At 76.0% G+C, this 14,586-nt stretch carries 12 protein-coding genes; 6 read left to right on the top strand and 6 right to left on the bottom strand.

The window, feature by feature from the left end; genetic code table 11:
• Positions 1-51: 51 nt before the first annotated feature.
• From JUB12_RS15735 to JUB12_RS15725, 3 genes are all read right to left on the bottom strand, one after another.
• Entirely contained in the window at positions 52-1,707 is a 1,656-nt protein-coding gene (locus JUB12_RS15735; RefSeq protein WP_205696359.1) for a hypothetical protein, read from the bottom strand.
• Positions 1,708-1,786: 79 nt separating this feature from the next.
• Positions 1,787-2,614 (bottom strand): hypothetical protein, encoded by an 828-nt coding sequence (locus JUB12_RS15730; RefSeq protein WP_205696358.1) that lies wholly within the window; start codon positions 2,612-2,614, stop codon positions 1,787-1,789.
• Between the two features lie 86 nt (positions 2,615-2,700).
• Positions 2,701-4,041: an RNA polymerase sigma factor gene (locus JUB12_RS15725; protein ID WP_205696357.1), complete on the bottom strand. Its 1,341-nt coding sequence runs from the start codon at positions 4,039-4,041 to the stop codon at positions 2,701-2,703.
• 246 nt (positions 4,042-4,287) lie between these two features.
• On the opposite strand from JUB12_RS15725, the gene JUB12_RS15720 reads away from it, so the two are divergent.
• The 3 genes from JUB12_RS15720 to JUB12_RS15710 all read left to right on the top strand — a co-directional run bounded on the left by JUB12_RS15720 (position 4,288) and on the right by JUB12_RS15710 (position 8,394).
• Complete coding sequence (locus JUB12_RS15720; RefSeq protein WP_205696356.1) at positions 4,288-6,204, top strand: ATP-binding protein; 1,917 nt, start codon at positions 4,288-4,290, stop codon at positions 6,202-6,204.
• Positions 6,205-6,316: 112 nt separating this feature from the next.
• A complete protein-coding gene (locus tag JUB12_RS15715; protein ID WP_205696355.1) occupies positions 6,317-6,940 on the top strand; it encodes a response regulator transcription factor in 624 nt (207 codons plus the stop codon).
• The gene (locus JUB12_RS15710) at positions 6,940-8,394 is read left to right on the top strand and encodes a PAS domain-containing sensor histidine kinase (protein ID WP_205696354.1); all 1,455 of its coding nucleotides are present in this window, start codon (positions 6,940-6,942) and stop codon (positions 8,392-8,394) included. The genes JUB12_RS15715 and JUB12_RS15710 overlap by 1 nt, the downstream gene beginning before the upstream one ends.
• Positions 8,395-8,400: 6 nt before the next feature.
• On the opposite strand, the gene JUB12_RS15705 is transcribed toward JUB12_RS15710, so the two are convergent.
• On the bottom strand, positions 8,401-8,856 hold the full coding sequence (locus JUB12_RS15705; RefSeq protein ID WP_205696353.1) for a MaoC family dehydratase: 456 nt from the start codon (positions 8,854-8,856) through the stop codon (positions 8,401-8,403).
• Positions 8,857-8,966: 110 nt separating this feature from the next.
• Here JUB12_RS15705 and JUB12_RS15700 point away from each other — a divergent pair, with 110 nt between their 5' ends.
• Positions 8,967-9,716, top strand: coding sequence for a potassium channel family protein (locus JUB12_RS15700; RefSeq protein ID WP_205696352.1), 750 nt, complete (start codon positions 8,967-8,969; stop codon positions 9,714-9,716).
• Between the two features lie 179 nt (positions 9,717-9,895).
• On the opposite strand, the gene JUB12_RS15695 is transcribed toward JUB12_RS15700, so the two are convergent.
• Positions 9,896-11,248 (bottom strand): AarF/ABC1/UbiB kinase family protein, encoded by a 1,353-nt coding sequence (locus JUB12_RS15695; RefSeq protein WP_205696351.1) that lies wholly within the window; start codon positions 11,246-11,248, stop codon positions 9,896-9,898.
• Between the two features lie 38 nt (positions 11,249-11,286).
• On the opposite strand from JUB12_RS15695, the gene JUB12_RS15690 reads away from it, so the two are divergent.
• Complete coding sequence (locus tag JUB12_RS15690; protein ID WP_205696350.1) at positions 11,287-12,147, top strand: 5'-3' exonuclease; 861 nt, start codon at positions 11,287-11,289, stop codon at positions 12,145-12,147.
• A 68-nt stretch (positions 12,148-12,215) separates the two neighbouring features.
• Complete coding sequence (locus JUB12_RS15685; protein ID WP_205696349.1) at positions 12,216-14,291, top strand: glycoside hydrolase family 2 protein; 2,076 nt, start codon at positions 12,216-12,218, stop codon at positions 14,289-14,291.
• Here the strand turns inward: JUB12_RS15685 and JUB12_RS15680 are convergent, their stop codons facing one another.
• A complete protein-coding gene (locus tag JUB12_RS15680; protein ID WP_205696348.1) occupies positions 14,292-14,582 on the bottom strand; it encodes a GlsB/YeaQ/YmgE family stress response membrane protein in 291 nt (96 codons plus the stop codon).
• Between the last annotated feature and the right edge of the window lie 4 nt (positions 14,583-14,586).

Genomic DNA, 14,586 nt, shown 5'->3' with positions numbered 1-14,586 from the left:
GATCCCCGGCGCGCCCCGTCTTTTCGGAGGGGGCGCCGCCGGTCGCCGGGATCATCCGCGGCCCGTGCCCTTCCCACCGCAGTCGGGCACCCGGACCACGGCGGTCGGGCCGCTGTCCCAGCGCAGGCGCACGCGGCCGGGACCCATCCGCAGGCGCTTGACGGTCTCGTCGCTGCGGACCTCGCGCGGCGTGCTCGCCGCCCGGCCGACCGCCTTCCAGCGCTTGCCGGAGAGCAGCTCGACGCGCGCCTGCGGCGCCGCCTCGACGCCGCGCACGCGGCCCCAGACCTCGACCTCGCGGCGCGCTCCGCGGCCGACGCAGCGCGCCGCCGCCGGGACCTTGAAGGCCGAGAACGCGGGCTTGGGGGTGCCGTCGGCCAGCAGCAGGCCGGTCTGCCAGTCGCCGAACGGCCGGTTGTTCGCGCCGGGCAGGTCCCCCGGGCGGTCCTTCAGCAGGAACTGCGGCCACATCCGCACGGCGCCGTCGGCGGTGCCCAGGCGCTCGGCGAGCGCCAGGAGGCTCGCCTGCTCGGCCGCGGAGAAGACCGCCCGCGGGTCGGGCTCGCGCGTCTCGTAGCCGTACTCGGTCTGGTAGAGCGCGGCGTTGCCGGGGGCCAGGCGCCCGCGGGCGACGAGGGTGCGCAGCGTCCGGGCCAGGCGGCTCGTGGCCGCGACCGGGAGCTTGTCCTGGTCGGCGGCATCGACGTCCGGGCGGGTGCGCAGCGAGTACGGGTGGTGGGCCCAGCCGTCGCCCGGGATCGTGCGGAAGCCGGCGCACGAGCCGGTGCGCACCGGCTTGAGCTGCTCGTCGACGCAGGCCAGCGCGCGCAGGAAGCGCAGCGGCGGCACGCCGCTCCTGCCCGGCGTGCTCGAGCCCATCGACGCGGTGCCGCCGATGAGGACCTGCGCGGCCGGCGCGGCGTCCTTGATGGCGGGGTAGGCCGCGAAGACCATGTCCCGGTAGAGCTCGGCCGAGCGCGGCTCCCACCGGCCGCCGCGCTTCACCCACTGCGGCTGGAGGAAGCCGGGGTGGTTGGGCTCGTTCCAGATCGTGAAGAGGTCGACGGCCGGGAGCTCCTCGGGGTCGCCCGCGGGCTGCGTCGCGGCGGCGGCGCGCCGGCCGCCCAGGAGCTTGGCCAGCGCGACGCTGCCGGTGTCGACGGCCTTGGCGGCGACGGCGGCCAGCGCCTCGGGCGTGGCGTACGTGCCGCTGTAGCGCCGGGCGACGGCGCGGGCGAAGTCCGCGAAGCGCTGCGGGTCGACCTCGGTGCGGTTGCGCGGCGACGGCGCGCGGTCCTTCGTCGCCCACAGCGGGGCCCAGAAGGCGATGTCGACCATCGGCTCGAGGCCGGCTTCGTGGACGAGGCGCACGGCGCGGTCGAGGTTGTCCCACGCGGCGTGGGGGTAGGCGGCCGGGTCCGTCGCGTCGAAGCCCTCGGGCATCTCGGCGGCGTCGGGCTGGGGGGCGATGACCGACCAGCCGGCGGTGAGCCGGACGCGGTCGATGCCCAGCTCCTTGACCTGGAGGAGGGCCGCGCGGATGCCCTCCTCGGACTCGTGGAGGAAGATCGCGTCGTCCTGGATGACGGTCTCGACGCGGTCGGGGACGTCGCCGTGCGCCGGCGCGGCGGCCAGCAGGCAGGCGAGGACCGCGGCGACGAGCGCCACGACGGCGGCGGGGCGGAGGGAGGGGCGGGCGAGGGGCATGGCGTGTGCTGCGGGCAGACGGCGGCGCGGCGGCGGGCCCCGGGGGGGGGAAGGCCCGCCGCCGCCGTGCCGGGTGGCGCTACCGGCGGCCCTCCCGGGCCGCACGGCCGTCGCGACCGATCCGGGCGTCGACCGCGAACGGGACGTCCAGCGAGTCGGAGCGCAGGTCCTCGAGGCGGTCGCTGCCGACGCGCACGCCGTCGGCCAGCGCCTGCACGGCGTCGTGCAGCGCGGCGGGCGCGGCGAGGCGCAGGCCGTCGACGGCGCGCCGCGCGGCGGCGCGGCGGTCGCCGGCGCGATCGCGAGCGGCGCGCAGGACCGCGGCGGTGCGGTGGTCGACGCGGGCGGCGAGGGCGTCCTCGACGCTGAGCAGGACGCTCACCTGGTCGCCGGCCAGGACCGTGACCGCCTGCACGACGGCCGCGTCGACGGTGTCGGCCTCGCGCTCGGCGCGGGCGGCGACGGCGACGAGCGCGTCGGTCTGGGCGGCGAGCGCGACGCGCAGGGCGGCCGTGGCGCTGCGACGCACGGCGCCCGTGCCGCGGACGGCGAGGCTCGCGGCCTCCTCGGCCTGCGTGACGGCGGCGGCGGAGAGGGCGACCGCGGCGTCGGCCTGGACGGCGAGCGGCGCGGACGCGGCGCGCGTGACGGCCGCGCTGTGGGCCTGGCGCAGGCGGCGCTCGGCGCGACGGACCAGACGGCTGGCCTGGGCGGGCGCGCGGCGGGCCAGGCGCGACGCGGCCGCGAGGTCCGCGCGGGCCTGCGACTCGGCGTGGACCGCGGTCGCGGCGGGGACGGCGGTCGTGGCCTTGGGGCCGTCGGCGGCGGCCGACGGCGCGGAGACGAGGGTGCCCGCGAGGCAGGCGAGCACGGCGGTGAGGAGGGCGGAGGGCTTGCGAGGGGACATGCCCTCCAAGACCGCTCACCGGCCCGGATCCGGGACCGCTTGGACGATCGAGCCGACCTGCTCAAGCAGGCCGGCGCACCCGCCGACTACCTGGTGCCCTGGGGCCGGTCGAGGGCGTCGAGCAGCTGGCGCACGCCGCCCACGACCTCGCCGACGCGGGCCTCGACCTGCGCGACGACCGGCACGACGGCCTCGCCGAGGGTGCCCCGGACGACCGTGTCGACCGTGCTCGACACGGTGCGCAGCGTGTCGCCGGCGGGCGTGGACGCGGGGGTCTCGGCCGCGGGCGGCGTCGGCGGCTGGACCTCCGGCACGACGGCCGCGGTCGTCTGGCCGTCGAGCGGCAGGCGCGTCGGGCGGTCGTCGGCGGGCGGCGTGGGCGTCGCGCGGCCGACCGCGCGGGTGCGCGGCGTGTCGCCGTCACGAGCGTCGGCACGGCGCGCCGCGGCGGTCGCGCGGGCACGGCGCCGCGGGCCGTCGGCGCCCGTGGCGCGCAGGCGGATGGTCGGCGCGGCCGCCGCGCGCGCGGGCGCCACCTCCGCGACCTGCGCGGTGCGGGTGCTGTCGCGCGGCGCGTCGCGGTCGGTCGTGGCGGCCATGCCGCCGCCCGCGAGGGCGAGGGCGGCGACGGCGGCGGCGACGGGACGGGCCGACGACCCGGCGGCGAGGACGTCCGGGGACGTCGACGCGGCGGCCACGCCGCGCGAGCCGAGCTCGCGCGCCCACCCGAGGAGGCCGAGGACCGGGGTGACGCAGCGGGTGTGCAGCGCGCGGGCGCGGCGGCTGCGGTCGAAGCCCAGGCAGGGCGTGCACGCGTCGAGGTGCGCGCGCACGCGGCGGTCGCGCCGGCGCAGGGCGCCGAGCTGGCGACGGACCTCGCCGCAGGGCATGGCGCGTCCGGCGCGGCGCTCGGTCAGCGCCTTGCGGGCATCGGCCACGAGCCACTGGGCCTGCTCGAGGCGGACGTCGAGGCGGCGCGCGACGGCGCCGTACTCCAGCCCGGTCAGCTCGCGCAGGACGAAGGCGGTGCGCTGCGCCTCGCTGAGGGTGCGCAGGTCGGCGACGAGGTCGCGCAGGTCGGCACGGGCGACGAGGGCCGCCTCGGGGTCGAGCGCGGTGGCCTCGAGGAGGTCGGGGTCCTCGAGGGCGACGGGCCGGGCGCCGAGCGCGCCGGCCCGGTCCGCGCAGGCGTTGCGGGCGACCTGGAGCAGCCACGGGCGCATCGCGAGCACCTCACCGCCGGCCTGCAGCCGCTGGAGGGCGCGCAGCCAGGTCTCCTGCGCCGCGTCGGCGGCCTCCTCGGGGTCGCGCAGCAGCGCCAGGCAGAGGCGCTGGACGGCCGCCCCGTGGCGGCGATGGAGGTCCTCGAAGGCGGGCTCGTCCCAGCCCGTGGCACGACGCACGGAGATCGCCTCGGAGATGGCCATGCCCTACTTTCGGCGGACCGGCGCCCCCGCTTCCCCCTCCAAGTGCAGGAACCGCTCCCCGGTGGGCTGCGGGCGGACGGGCCAGGGCACCGCAGAGTGCCGCGCACGCTCCGCAGAAAAGAGGGGAATCAACCTGCAGGCCACGGCGACACTGGAGTCATGGGGCGAACGCACGTCGGCGACCCGCCAAAGGGGCGGGACGCCAGAGCACCACGGGCACCTGACGCCGCGTCAGCATCGCCGGCCGTGCTCGCCCCGGCGGGCAGCCCGGAGCCGGCGCTGGACGACCTCGCGACGCTCGCCGCGCGGCTGGCCGACGCCCCGATCGCGCTGGTGGCCGTCGCGGGCGTTCCACACGGCTGGCACGTGGAGGGCGTGCTCGGCGACGAGCGCGACCGCGACGAGCGCGCCGCCGCCCTGGCGGTCTGCGCGGCGCTCGAGGTGCACGACGCGCCGCTGGCGCTCACCGACACCGCGCACGAGCCGGGCCTGCGCGAGGTCGCCGCCGGCCTGCGCGCCGTCGCCGCGGTCCCCGTCCTCGGCGCGGCCGGCGAGCGCCTCGGGAGCCTGTGCGTCCTGGACCGCGTGCGCCGCACGTTCGTCCCCGGCGCGCTCGAGGACCTCGCCCGGCTGGCCCGGCACGTGCGCGAGCACGTCGAGCTGCGCCTGGCGCTGCGCGTCGCCGCCGAGGGCCGCGCCCAGGTGCAGGCCTTCGTCGAGCACATGCCGGGCCTCATGAGCCTCTACGACCGCGACGGCCACCTCGTCATGGCCAACGCCGCGTTCGCGGAGGCGCTGGGCCGCCCGCTGGCCGAGGCGCTGGGCCATCACGTCGACGAGCTGCTGCCCCACTCGCGGACGCCGGCGGTCGCCGAGCGCCGCCGCGCGATGGTCCAGCACGGGCAGACGTCGACGGCCGAGGAGGTCCACCGCCGCAGCGACGGCAAGATGCGCACGTACGCGGTGACGCGCTTCCCGGTGGCCGACGGCTACGGGACGGTGGCTGTCGACGTCACCGACGTGCGCGACGCCGAGCACCAGCTGGCGGGCCTGCACAGCCGCCTGGCCGACCTCCAGCGCACCGAGGCGCTCGCGCGGCTCGCGGGCGGCGTGGCCCACGAGGTCAACACGCACCTGACGGTCATCGCCGGGTCGGCGGAGCTCATCGCCGCCGACGCCGGGCAGGCAGGCGTCCGTCACGACGCCGAGCAGATCATCGCCAGCGTGGGACGCACCCGCGACCTCACGCGCCGGCTCGAGTCCCTCAGCCGTCGCGGGCACGTCCAGCTCGACGAGCTCGACCTGCGCGACCTGGCGGCCGCCGCGGTCGCCGACGTCCCGGCCCGCGTCCTGTCGGTCTTCACCACCCCGCCGGACCCGGTGCTCGTCCACGGCGACCCCGACCAGCTCCTGCGCGCGCTGCGCGAGGTGGTCGGCAACGCGGTGGAGGCGCTGCCCGTGGGCGGGGGCAACCTCTCGGTCGAGGTCTCCCGCGGCGTGCGCGACGGCGAGGGCAAGGACTTCGGGCTGATCCGCGTGAGCGACGACGGCCGGGGCATCCCCGACGTCCTGCTCGAGCGGGCGTTCGACCCGTTCGTGACGACGAAGGACGCGGGGCCGCACCTCGGCCTCGGCCTGGCCACCGCGCACGCGATCGTCCTCGCGGCGGGCGGCGCGCTCCTGCTGGACTCCGTCGAGGGCGTCGGGACCAGCGCCACGGTCGTCCTGCCCCTGGCGTGCTGCGCGGCGCCGGAGCGGCCTGCGGCGCTCGGCCCGCCGGGGGCGCGACGCGACCGGGCGGCCAGTCCGGTGCTGGTGGTCGACGACGAGCCGGCCATCGTCCGCCTCGTCGAGCGGGTCCTCGCCGACCAGGGCTACGACGTGCGCACGGCGACGACGGCCGAGGGCGCGCTGGCCGTCGCGGAGGCGGTCCCGGGTCTGCGGCTCGTGCTCACCGACGTCGTCCTGGGCGACGAGTCCGGGACCGAGCTGGCCGGCGAGCTGGCCCGCCGCCGGCCCGGTCTGGAGGTCGCGTTCATGTCGGGCTACGTGGATGGTCAGGGACTCGAGCACGAGGGTCGCGCGGCGGGCCAGGAGCGCTTCCTGGCCAAGCCCTTCGAAGTGCGCCAGCTCGTCGCACTTGTCGATCGACTAGTTCTCTGAGCGGTGCGCCTACGTCGGCGAGCGGCGGTTCCCTTCCGCCGAACGGCCGACGCCGCCCCCTCGTTTCCGAGGGGGTGACAGGGTGTCCAACGGGTCTAGGCTCACCAAGCAAATGGCCATCACCTGCCTCCTCGCCGACGACCACGAGGCCCTCCGCCGAGGGGTCGCCGCGGTGCTGCAGGCCGAGGACGACATCGAGGTCGTGGGGCAGGCGGGCATGGCCTCGCAGCTCGTCCCGCTGGCCGAGCGCCGCCGCCCGCAGGTCGTCGTCCTCGACGTGCAGCTCCCTGACCGATCAGGCATCGAGGTCGCGGCCGACCTGCAGCGGCTGGAGCACCCGCCGGCGTGCGTCGTCTACTCCGCCCACGGCGACGCGGAGCTCGTCAGCCAGGCCCGCGAGGCGGGCGTGCGCGGCTACGTCGTCAAGGCCGGTCCGCCGCAGAACCTCGTGCACGCGATCCGCCTCGTGTCGGCGGGCAGCGAGTACGTCGACGGGTCGATCGCGGCGGACGTCCTCAAGCGCCAGGACCAGCGCCAGAGCGGCGGGCTGTCCGGGCGCGAGCTCGAGGTGCTGCGCCTGCTCGCCGAGGGCATGACGACCGCCAAGGCCGCCGAGGCGCTCTTCCTCAGCCCGACCACGGTGCGCTCGTACGTGGAGTCGGCGATGGCCAAGCTCGAGGCCGGCAACCGCGTCCAGGCCGTCGCGATCGCGCTGCGGCGAGGTCTCATCACCTGATGACGGCGGTGGTCCTGCCCGACCTCTGCGCCGTCACGACCTCCGTCGCCCTGCTGCCCGTCCCCGCCCTGGTCTACGACCCGGCGGACCTGCGCATCCTGGCGGCCAACGGGCCGGCGGCGGCCCAGTACGGCTACGACGTCGAGCGGCTGCTGGAGTCCGACCTCAGGCTGCTGCACCCGGCCGAGGACGCGCAGGCCGTCGAGGACTTCATCCAGCAGGGCATGGACGACGGCCGGCGGGCCAGCCGCTGGCGCCAGGTCAGGGCCGACGGCTCGACCATGTGGGTCGAGATCACGAGCGGCCCGGTGCAGGTGGGCGACCGGCCGCTGCGCTGCGCGACCCTGCGCGACGTCACCGAGGCCGAGGACCACCGCTCCCGCGTGGCGGCGGTCGCAGCGGCGCTCCAGGTCACCGAGGACGTCGTGGTGATGACCGGCCCGCCGACGGGCCCGCGCGCGGAGCTGCGCATCGTCGAGGTCAACGGGACCTTCGCGCGGCTCACCGGGTGGTCGGCGGAGGAGGCGATCGGCCGCGACCCGCACTTCCTCCTGCACCGCGACGCCGACGGCGAGGAGCTGCGCGCGCTGCAGCAGGCGGTCAAGGACGGCCGGCCCGAGCGCGTCGAGCTCCTGCACGCCCGCCGGGACGGCACGCCGTTCTGGGCCGAGCTCGTCATGAGCCCGCTGCGCGACGGCGACGGGACCGTCCGCAACGTCATCTTCATCCTGCGCGACGTCACCGAACGCCGGCGGATGCACGAGGAGGCCCTGCACGCCACGCGCCTGGAGGCCGCGGGACGGCTGGCCGGTCCGCTGGCCCACGACTTCGGCAACCTCCTGACGATCATCGAGACCGCGGCGCAGCTCACGCGCCTCGACCTGCCCGACGAGGGGCCCGGGCTCGAGGCGATCGACGACATCGCCCTCGCCGCCGCCCGCGCCCGCCAGCTCACCCAGCGCCTCGTCGCGCTCAGCCAGCGCACGGTTCCGCGCCCCACCGACGTCGACGTCGGCGAGCTCCTGCGCGAGCTCGAGCCGCTCATGCGCCGCCTCGCCGGGCCGGACGTCCGCATGACCGTGCGCGCCGAGGGCGACGGCCCGGTCCGGGTCGATCGCACCGGCCTGGAGCAGGTCGTCCTCAACCTCGTGGTCAACGCCCGCCACGCGATGCCCGACGGCGGCGAGCTCGACGTCCAGCTGGCCCGCGAGGGCGACTGGGTCGAGCTGCGCGTCCGCGACACGGGGGTGGGCATGCCGCCCGAGGTCTCCGCCCGCGCGACCGAGCCGTTCTTCACCACCCGCCCCGCCGGCGAGGGCACGGGCCTGGGCCTCACGACCGCCCGCCACGTGGCCACCACGGCGGGCGGGTCGCTGCGCCTCGAGAGCGCCCCGGGCCGCGGGACGCTCGTCTGCCTGCGTCTGCGCCGGGTCGCCGACGCGCCGCAGGACTAGCCGCGGTCAGCCGGCGAAGAAGCGCACGAGCTGCTCGGCGACGCAGACCGGCTTGTCGCCGCCCTCGCGCTCGAACGTCTGCGTGAACTTCACCTGCGCGCCGCCGGCGACGTCGTCCACGCTCGACACCGTCACCCGCATGCGCAGCTTGGACCCGACGGGCAGCGGCGACGGGAAGCGCACCTTGTCGTAGCCGTAGTTCAACGCGAACGCCACGCCGTCGACCGTGTACATGTCGTACGAGAGCTTCGGCCCGATGCTCAGCGTGTAGAGGCCGTGGGCGATCGTCCCGCCGAACGGCGTGCTCGCCGCCTTCTCGGGGTCGACGTGGATCCACTGGTGGTCGCCCGTCGCGTCGGCGAACGCGTTGATCACGTCCTGCGTGACCTCGAGCCAGTCGCTGACGCCGATCTCCTCGCCGACGTTGGCCTTGAGGTCGTCGATCCCGCTGAAGGTGCGCATGGGGGTGGACGCTATCCGGGCTGGAGTCCCGCTCGCCTCGCGGCAGGGGACCCTGCCTCGCGGGTCGGCACGGAGGAGGGGACCGCCCACCGCCGCGGAACTCCGGTGCGGTGGATGAGCGCAGCCGGAGCGTCGAGCGCGCCTTCGCGACACCGCTGATGGTCCTCGCCCTGCTCGTCATCCCCGTGGTGGCGATCGAGGAGAGCGAGACGCGTGGCTGGCTCGCCACCACAGCCGAGGTCACGGACTGGATCATCTGGACGGCGTTCGCCGCGGAGGCCATCGCGATGCTGGCGGTCGTGCCGGACCGCCGGGCCTGGCTGCGGTCTCATCCGCTCGAGGTGGCGATCGTCGTCCTCACGGTCCCGGCCTTCACGGCGCTGCTGCCGGCCATCCGCGCGCTACGCGCCCTTCGGCTCCTGCGCCTCGTGCGCGTGGCGCCCCTGGCCAAGCAGGTCTTCAGCGTCACCGGGCTGCGCTACGCGTCCATCGTCGCCGTCCTCGCGATCCTCGGAGGCGGCGAGGCGTACGCGGCGGCGGAGGACGTGCCTGTCGGGGACGGCATCTACTTCGCCATCACTACGGCGACGACGGTCGGCTACGGCGACATCGCGCCCGAGACGACGGTGGGCAAGGCGGTCTCCGTCGTGGTGATGCTCGTCGGCATCGGTCTCGTCGCGGTCCTCACCGGTGCAGTGGCGGAGCGCTTCCTCTCCCGCGACGTCGAGGCGCTGGAGACCACGGAGCGCGCAGCCGACCAGGAACTGCGCGCCGAGCTTCGGCAGCTTCGGACCGACACAGCCGAGCTTCGCGCGGCGTTGACCAGGATCGAGGCGCGCCTCGAGGACGATACGGGGTGACAACGCGGTCGCGCGTTGCGGAGTGTGGTCCCACCCCACCGCCAAGTTGAGGCTCTGTGAGGACCTCGACTGCAGGGTGGTCGACGCGGGGCGCGCGCCGGACCCCGAGACGGCCCTCCGACCGGCGGGCCACAGTGCGCGACCAGCGGCGCATGGGCGCAACGCCTCACCCGCCGTCCCTACGGCGCCGCGACCGGCTCCCCCAGCCACGCCGCCTCCTCGCGCCCGAGCTCGGTGCTCGGCGGCGCGCCCGCGATGTACTCGAGGGCGAGGGTGCCCCAGTCGCCGCCGGCGCGCAGCTCGCCCAGGACGCCGAAGAGCAGCCCCTCCATGCGGCGCAGCAGCAGGGCCTGGGGCGGGATGGTCTGGCGGCGCATCTGGTCGAAGTAGGCCGAGCGCGGGGAGGAGCTCGTCTCCATCGTCTGGCGGACGAACTCGGGGTCCAGGCGGCGGAAGCCGGGCGTGAAGTACCACTCGCCCGCGGCCTGGAGCTGGCCGAGGACGTCCTCGGGGACGAAGGCGTCGGGGTCCGGGAGGTAGCCGAGCTCGGCCAGGCCGCGGTGGACCTCGGCGGCGTCGCCGGCGACGACGGCGCGGGCGAGGGCGCGCTCGGCGTCGAGGTAGGCCTGGTCCATCTTGCGCATGAGGCCGAAGTCCAGGAAGCAGACGCGGCCGTCGTCGGCGAGCAGGTAGTTGCCGGGGTGCGGGTCGCCGGCGACGAGGCGCTCGCGCTCGAGCAGGCCGTAGAAGAAGCGGAAGCAGATCTCGGCGAAGCGGTCGCGCTCGGCCTCGGGCCGCGCCTTGACGGCCTCGAAGCCGGTGCCCGGGACGTACTCGCTGACGAGCATGCGGCGGCTGGACAGCGACGTGTCGACCTGCGGGATGACGACGAACGGGTGGCCGCGGAAGGCACGGGCGACGGCGCGCTGGTGCTGGGCCTCGAGCTCGTAGTCGAGCTCCTCGCCGATGCGGTCGCGCAGCTCGGCGAGCAGCGCCCTGGCGTCGAGGCCGGGCGCCATGCGCCGCACGAGCGGGATCAGCATCCCGGCGTTGCGCAGGTCGGTCTCGACCGCCTCGGCGACGCCCGGGTACTGGACCTTGACCGCGACGTCGCGGCCGTCGTGCGTGCGGGCGCGGTAGACCTGGCCGATCGACGCGGCGGCGATCGCCTGCTCGTCGAACTCGGCGAACGTGCGGTGCAGCGGCTCGCCCGTGTCCTGCTCGACGACCCGCCGCATGTCCTTGAAGGCGACCTGCGGGGACTGGTCGCGCAGCGCCGCGAGCTTGGCCTTGAACTCCTCGCGGTGCTCCTCGGGGACGAGGTCGAAGTCGACCGTCGAGAGGACCTGGCCGAGCTTCATGGCCGCGCCCTTCATCTGCCCGAGGGTCGCGACGAGCTCCTCGGCGGCGCCCATCGCCCACTCGCCGCGGCGCTCGTCGCTGCGGGCGGTGAGCCGGCGCACGCCCTGGCCGGCGACCATGGAGCCGAACTTCGCGGTGCGGGCGATGCGGGAGCGGGGGACCTTGGGCATCCGGACCTCTACGGGCCAGCGTAGGGTGCGCGACCACCATGGCCCCCGCCGCCGGACCGCTGCTCGCCGTCGACGCGCCGTCCCTGCTCTACCGCGCGTTCTTCGCGCTGCCCGACTCGATCAAGGGCCCCGACGGCCGTCCGCGCAACGCCCTGCTGGGCTGCGCCAACCTCCTGCTCCAGGCGCACGAGCGCTTCGGCCCGCGGGCGACGGTCCTGTGCTTCGGGGAGGAGGCCGCCCACTACCGCGTCGAGCTGTTCGAGGGCTACCACGCCGACCGACCGCCGATGCCCGACGACCTCGAGCACCAGTGGCGCATGGCGCGCGAGTTCTTCGAGGCCTTCGGCTTCCTCGTGCACCGCCACGACGAGCTCGAGGCCGACGACCTCCTCGGCGCCTACGCCCGGGTGGAGACCGAGGCCGGCGGCACCGCGATGCTCTTCACGGGCGACCGGGACATGTTCCAGTGCGTCTCGGCGTCCGTACGGGTCCTGTGGCCCGGCGGCAAGGAGGGCCCGCAGCCCATCGACGTCGCCGGCGTCCGCGCGCGCTACGGCATCGAGCCCTCCCAGGTGCCGGACTTCATCGCCCTGCGCGGCGATCCCAGCGACGGGATCCCGGGCGCCAAGGGCATCGGCGAGAAGACCGCGCGCGACCTGCTCAGCGAGCACGGGTCCCTCGACGCCCTGCTCGAGCTGCCCATCTCGCTCAAGCCCCGCGTGCGCGGGACGCTGGAGACCCAGCGCGACGAGCTGCTCGCCTTCCGCCGCATGGCGACGCTCCAGCCGGTGGACGTGGAGCGCCCGGCCGACGCGCCGCTCGACGCGCAGCGCGCCGCTGCGATGGCCGAGGAGCACGGCATGGCCCGCTTGGCATCGAGGTTGACCGGTTTGCGGTGAGACGCTCCGGGGTCCGCGCCGCGGTGGGGCGGCCCCCCACCGGGGACGGGTTCGCCACAATGGAGGCGGTGACCCGTGCCCTCGGCCGGATGCTCGTGCTCGTGGTCGCGCTCACCTGCGCGCTGACGGCGCACGCCTCCGCCCAGGAGCCGCGGGCGACGCCCAGCCCCCTCGAGGGCGCCTGGCAGTACCTGCCCGACCCGCAGGACCAGGGCCGCGCCGACGGCCTGCAGAGCGGGACGACCGGCGAGGGCTGGCAGCCCGTCGAGGTGCCCCACCTCTTCGACCCGCGCCCGGACGAAGGGCGCTTCTGGGGCACGGTCGGCTGGTACCGCGTCCGCTTCCGGGCGCCCGACGCGCCGGCCGCCCAGCGCTGGGCGCTGCGCTTCGGCCAGGTCCGCCGGACGGCCGAGGTCTGGCTCGACGGCCGCCGCCTCGGCGAGCACCGCGACCCCTATGTCCCGTTCGACCTCCCGGCCGGCGAGCTCGGGACGGGCGAGCACACGCTCGTCGTGCGCGTCGACAACCGCAAGGCCAAGGAGCCCCGCGAGGGCTGGTGGAACTGGGGCGGGATCAGCAAGCCCGTGCAGCTCGTCCCGCGCGGGACCGTCGTCGCCGACCGCCCCGGCCTCATGCCGCGCCGCGTCTGCGGCGAGGCGGGCTGCCGGTGGCGGGTGCTCGTCGACGCCGAGCTCACGGGCGTCGGTCCCGGGACGGCCCGGCCGCAGGTCGGCGTCCAGCTGCGCGCGCCCGACGGCACGGTCTCCGGCAAGGCCGTCGAGACCCGCCCGCTGTCGCCGGGCGAGCGCACGCGCGTGCGCTTCGACGTCCCGGTCGACGGCGACGCCCAGCTCTGGCAGCCCGGCTCGCCCAACCTCTACAGCGCGGTGCTGCGCGTCCGCGACGGCGACACGCTCGTGCAGGAGGAGCGCAAGAAGGTCGGCCTGCGCACCGTCGAGGTCAAGGACGGCCTGCTGCGCCTCAACGGCCGCCCCGTCGAGCTGCGCGGCGCGTCGATCCAGGAGGACGCGCCCGGCCACGGCGCGGCCCTGACCGACGCCGACGTCGAGTGGATCGTCCGCGAGCTCAAGGCGCTCAACGCGAACGTCACCCGCGCGCACTACCTGCTCGACGAGCGCCTGCTCGAGCGCTTCGACGAGGAGGGCATCCTCGTCTGGTCCCAGGCGCCGATCTACCACCGCGACCGCCTCCTGGAGACCGCCGCCCAGCGCCGCACCGCGCTGGACACCGTCCGCGGCACGGTCCTCGGCGCGCGCAGCCACCCGTCGGTGATCACCCACTCGGTGGGCAACGAGCTGTCGGTGATCCCCGACCAGGTGCCGGGCACGCGCCGCTTCCTGCTCGACGCGCGGACGCTCACCCGCGACCTCGACCCGACGCTGCCCGCGTCCGTCGACCTCCTCAGCTACCCCGGCTACGACCGCCAGGAGACCTACGCGAAGTTCCCGCTGCTCGGGATCAACTCGTACTTCGGCTGGTACCCCGGCAAGAAGGACCGCTCGACCGCGAACATCGAGGACCTCGGGCCGTTCCTGCGCGCGACGCAGCGCAAGTACCCCGGGGCGGCGCTCATCGTCACCGAGTTCGGTGCGGAGTCCACCTTCGACGGGCCCGCGTCGGTCAAGGAGACCTACGCCTTCCAGACCGACTACGTGCGCCGCGTGCTCGACGTCGTCGAGCGCACGCCGCGCATCGGCGGGGCGATCTACTGGACACTGCGGGAGTTCGCCGTCAAGCCCGACTGGGATGGCGGCGCCAAGCGCACCGGCATCCCCCGCGACGGCATCCACAACAAGGGCCTCATCACCTACGAGGGCCAGCGCAAGCCGGCCTGGGACGTCCTGGCGGCCGACGCGCAGCGCACGGCGCTGTGGCGCGGCTCCACCGAGGTCGCCGAGGCGACCGGCACCCGCGTGCCCGAGGGCCGCGGCGGTCTCGGCGACGCGCTGCCGTGGCTGGCGCTCGTCGGCGGCCTGATCGTCCTGCTCGGGATCCCGGTGTGGGCGTTCCGGGGCCTGATGCGCGACTCGCGCGGCGGCGCCGGAGCGCCGCCGCCGCCGACGGACCTCCGCGGCCGCCAGGCGGCCGAGGAGGACCGCGAGCCGGTCCGCTCGGTCGCCTAGCTAGCGCGCCATGTGGCCCGGCCGGCGCCGGGTCGACTCCAGGCCCTGGCCGCGGCTGCGGCGCACGAGGTACATCAGCCCGGTCGCGCACAGGACGCTGAGCAGGATCCCGGGGCCGCGGCCGTCGTCGCCGGCGATCGCGTAGACGATGAGGCCGGCGATGAACGAGCCGGCGAGGCCGAGGCCGATCGTCGCCAGCACCCCCATCGGGTCGGGGCCGGGCAGCGCGAGGCGCGCGAGGCCGCCGACGATCAGGCCCGTGAGCGCCAGCAGCAGCAGGTAGGTCAGCATGGAC

The sequence above is a fragment of the Conexibacter sp. SYSU D00693 genome, assembly GCF_017084525.1.
GTDB lineage: Bacteria > Actinomycetota > Thermoleophilia > Solirubrobacterales > Solirubrobacteraceae > Baekduia.
Note: the sequence above shows the minus strand (reverse complement) of the source record. Positions and strands in the feature narration are given on the sequence as shown.

What these genes read in the sequence shown, in the direction of transcription:
- JUB12_RS15735 (WP_205696359.1), bottom strand. Translation starts at nt 1,707, where the DNA reads ATGCCCCTCGCCCGCCCCTCCCTCCGCCCCGCCGCCGTCGTGGCGCTC.
- JUB12_RS15730 (WP_205696358.1), bottom strand. Translation starts at nt 2,614, where the DNA reads ATGTCCCCTCGCAAGCCCTCCGCCCTCCTCACCGCCGTGCTCGCCTGC.
- JUB12_RS15725 (WP_205696357.1), bottom strand. Translation starts at nt 4,041, where the DNA reads ATGGCCATCTCCGAGGCGATCTCCGTGCGTCGTGCCACGGGCTGGGAC.
- JUB12_RS15715 (WP_205696355.1), top strand. Translation starts at nt 6,317, where the DNA reads ATGGCCATCACCTGCCTCCTCGCCGACGACCACGAGGCCCTCCGCCGA.
- JUB12_RS15710 (WP_205696354.1), top strand. Translation starts at nt 6,940, where the DNA reads ATGACGGCGGTGGTCCTGCCCGACCTCTGCGCCGTCACGACCTCCGTC.
- JUB12_RS15705 (WP_205696353.1), bottom strand. Translation starts at nt 8,856, where the DNA reads ATGCGCACCTTCAGCGGGATCGACGACCTCAAGGCCAACGTCGGCGAG.
- JUB12_RS15695 (WP_205696351.1), bottom strand. Translation starts at nt 11,248, where the DNA reads ATGCCCAAGGTCCCCCGCTCCCGCATCGCCCGCACCGCGAAGTTCGGC.
- JUB12_RS15690 (WP_205696350.1), top strand. Translation starts at nt 11,287, where the DNA reads ATGGCCCCCGCCGCCGGACCGCTGCTCGCCGTCGACGCGCCGTCCCTG.
- JUB12_RS15680 (WP_205696348.1), bottom strand. Translation starts at nt 14,582, where the DNA reads ATGCTGACCTACCTGCTGCTGCTGGCGCTCACGGGCCTGATCGTCGGC.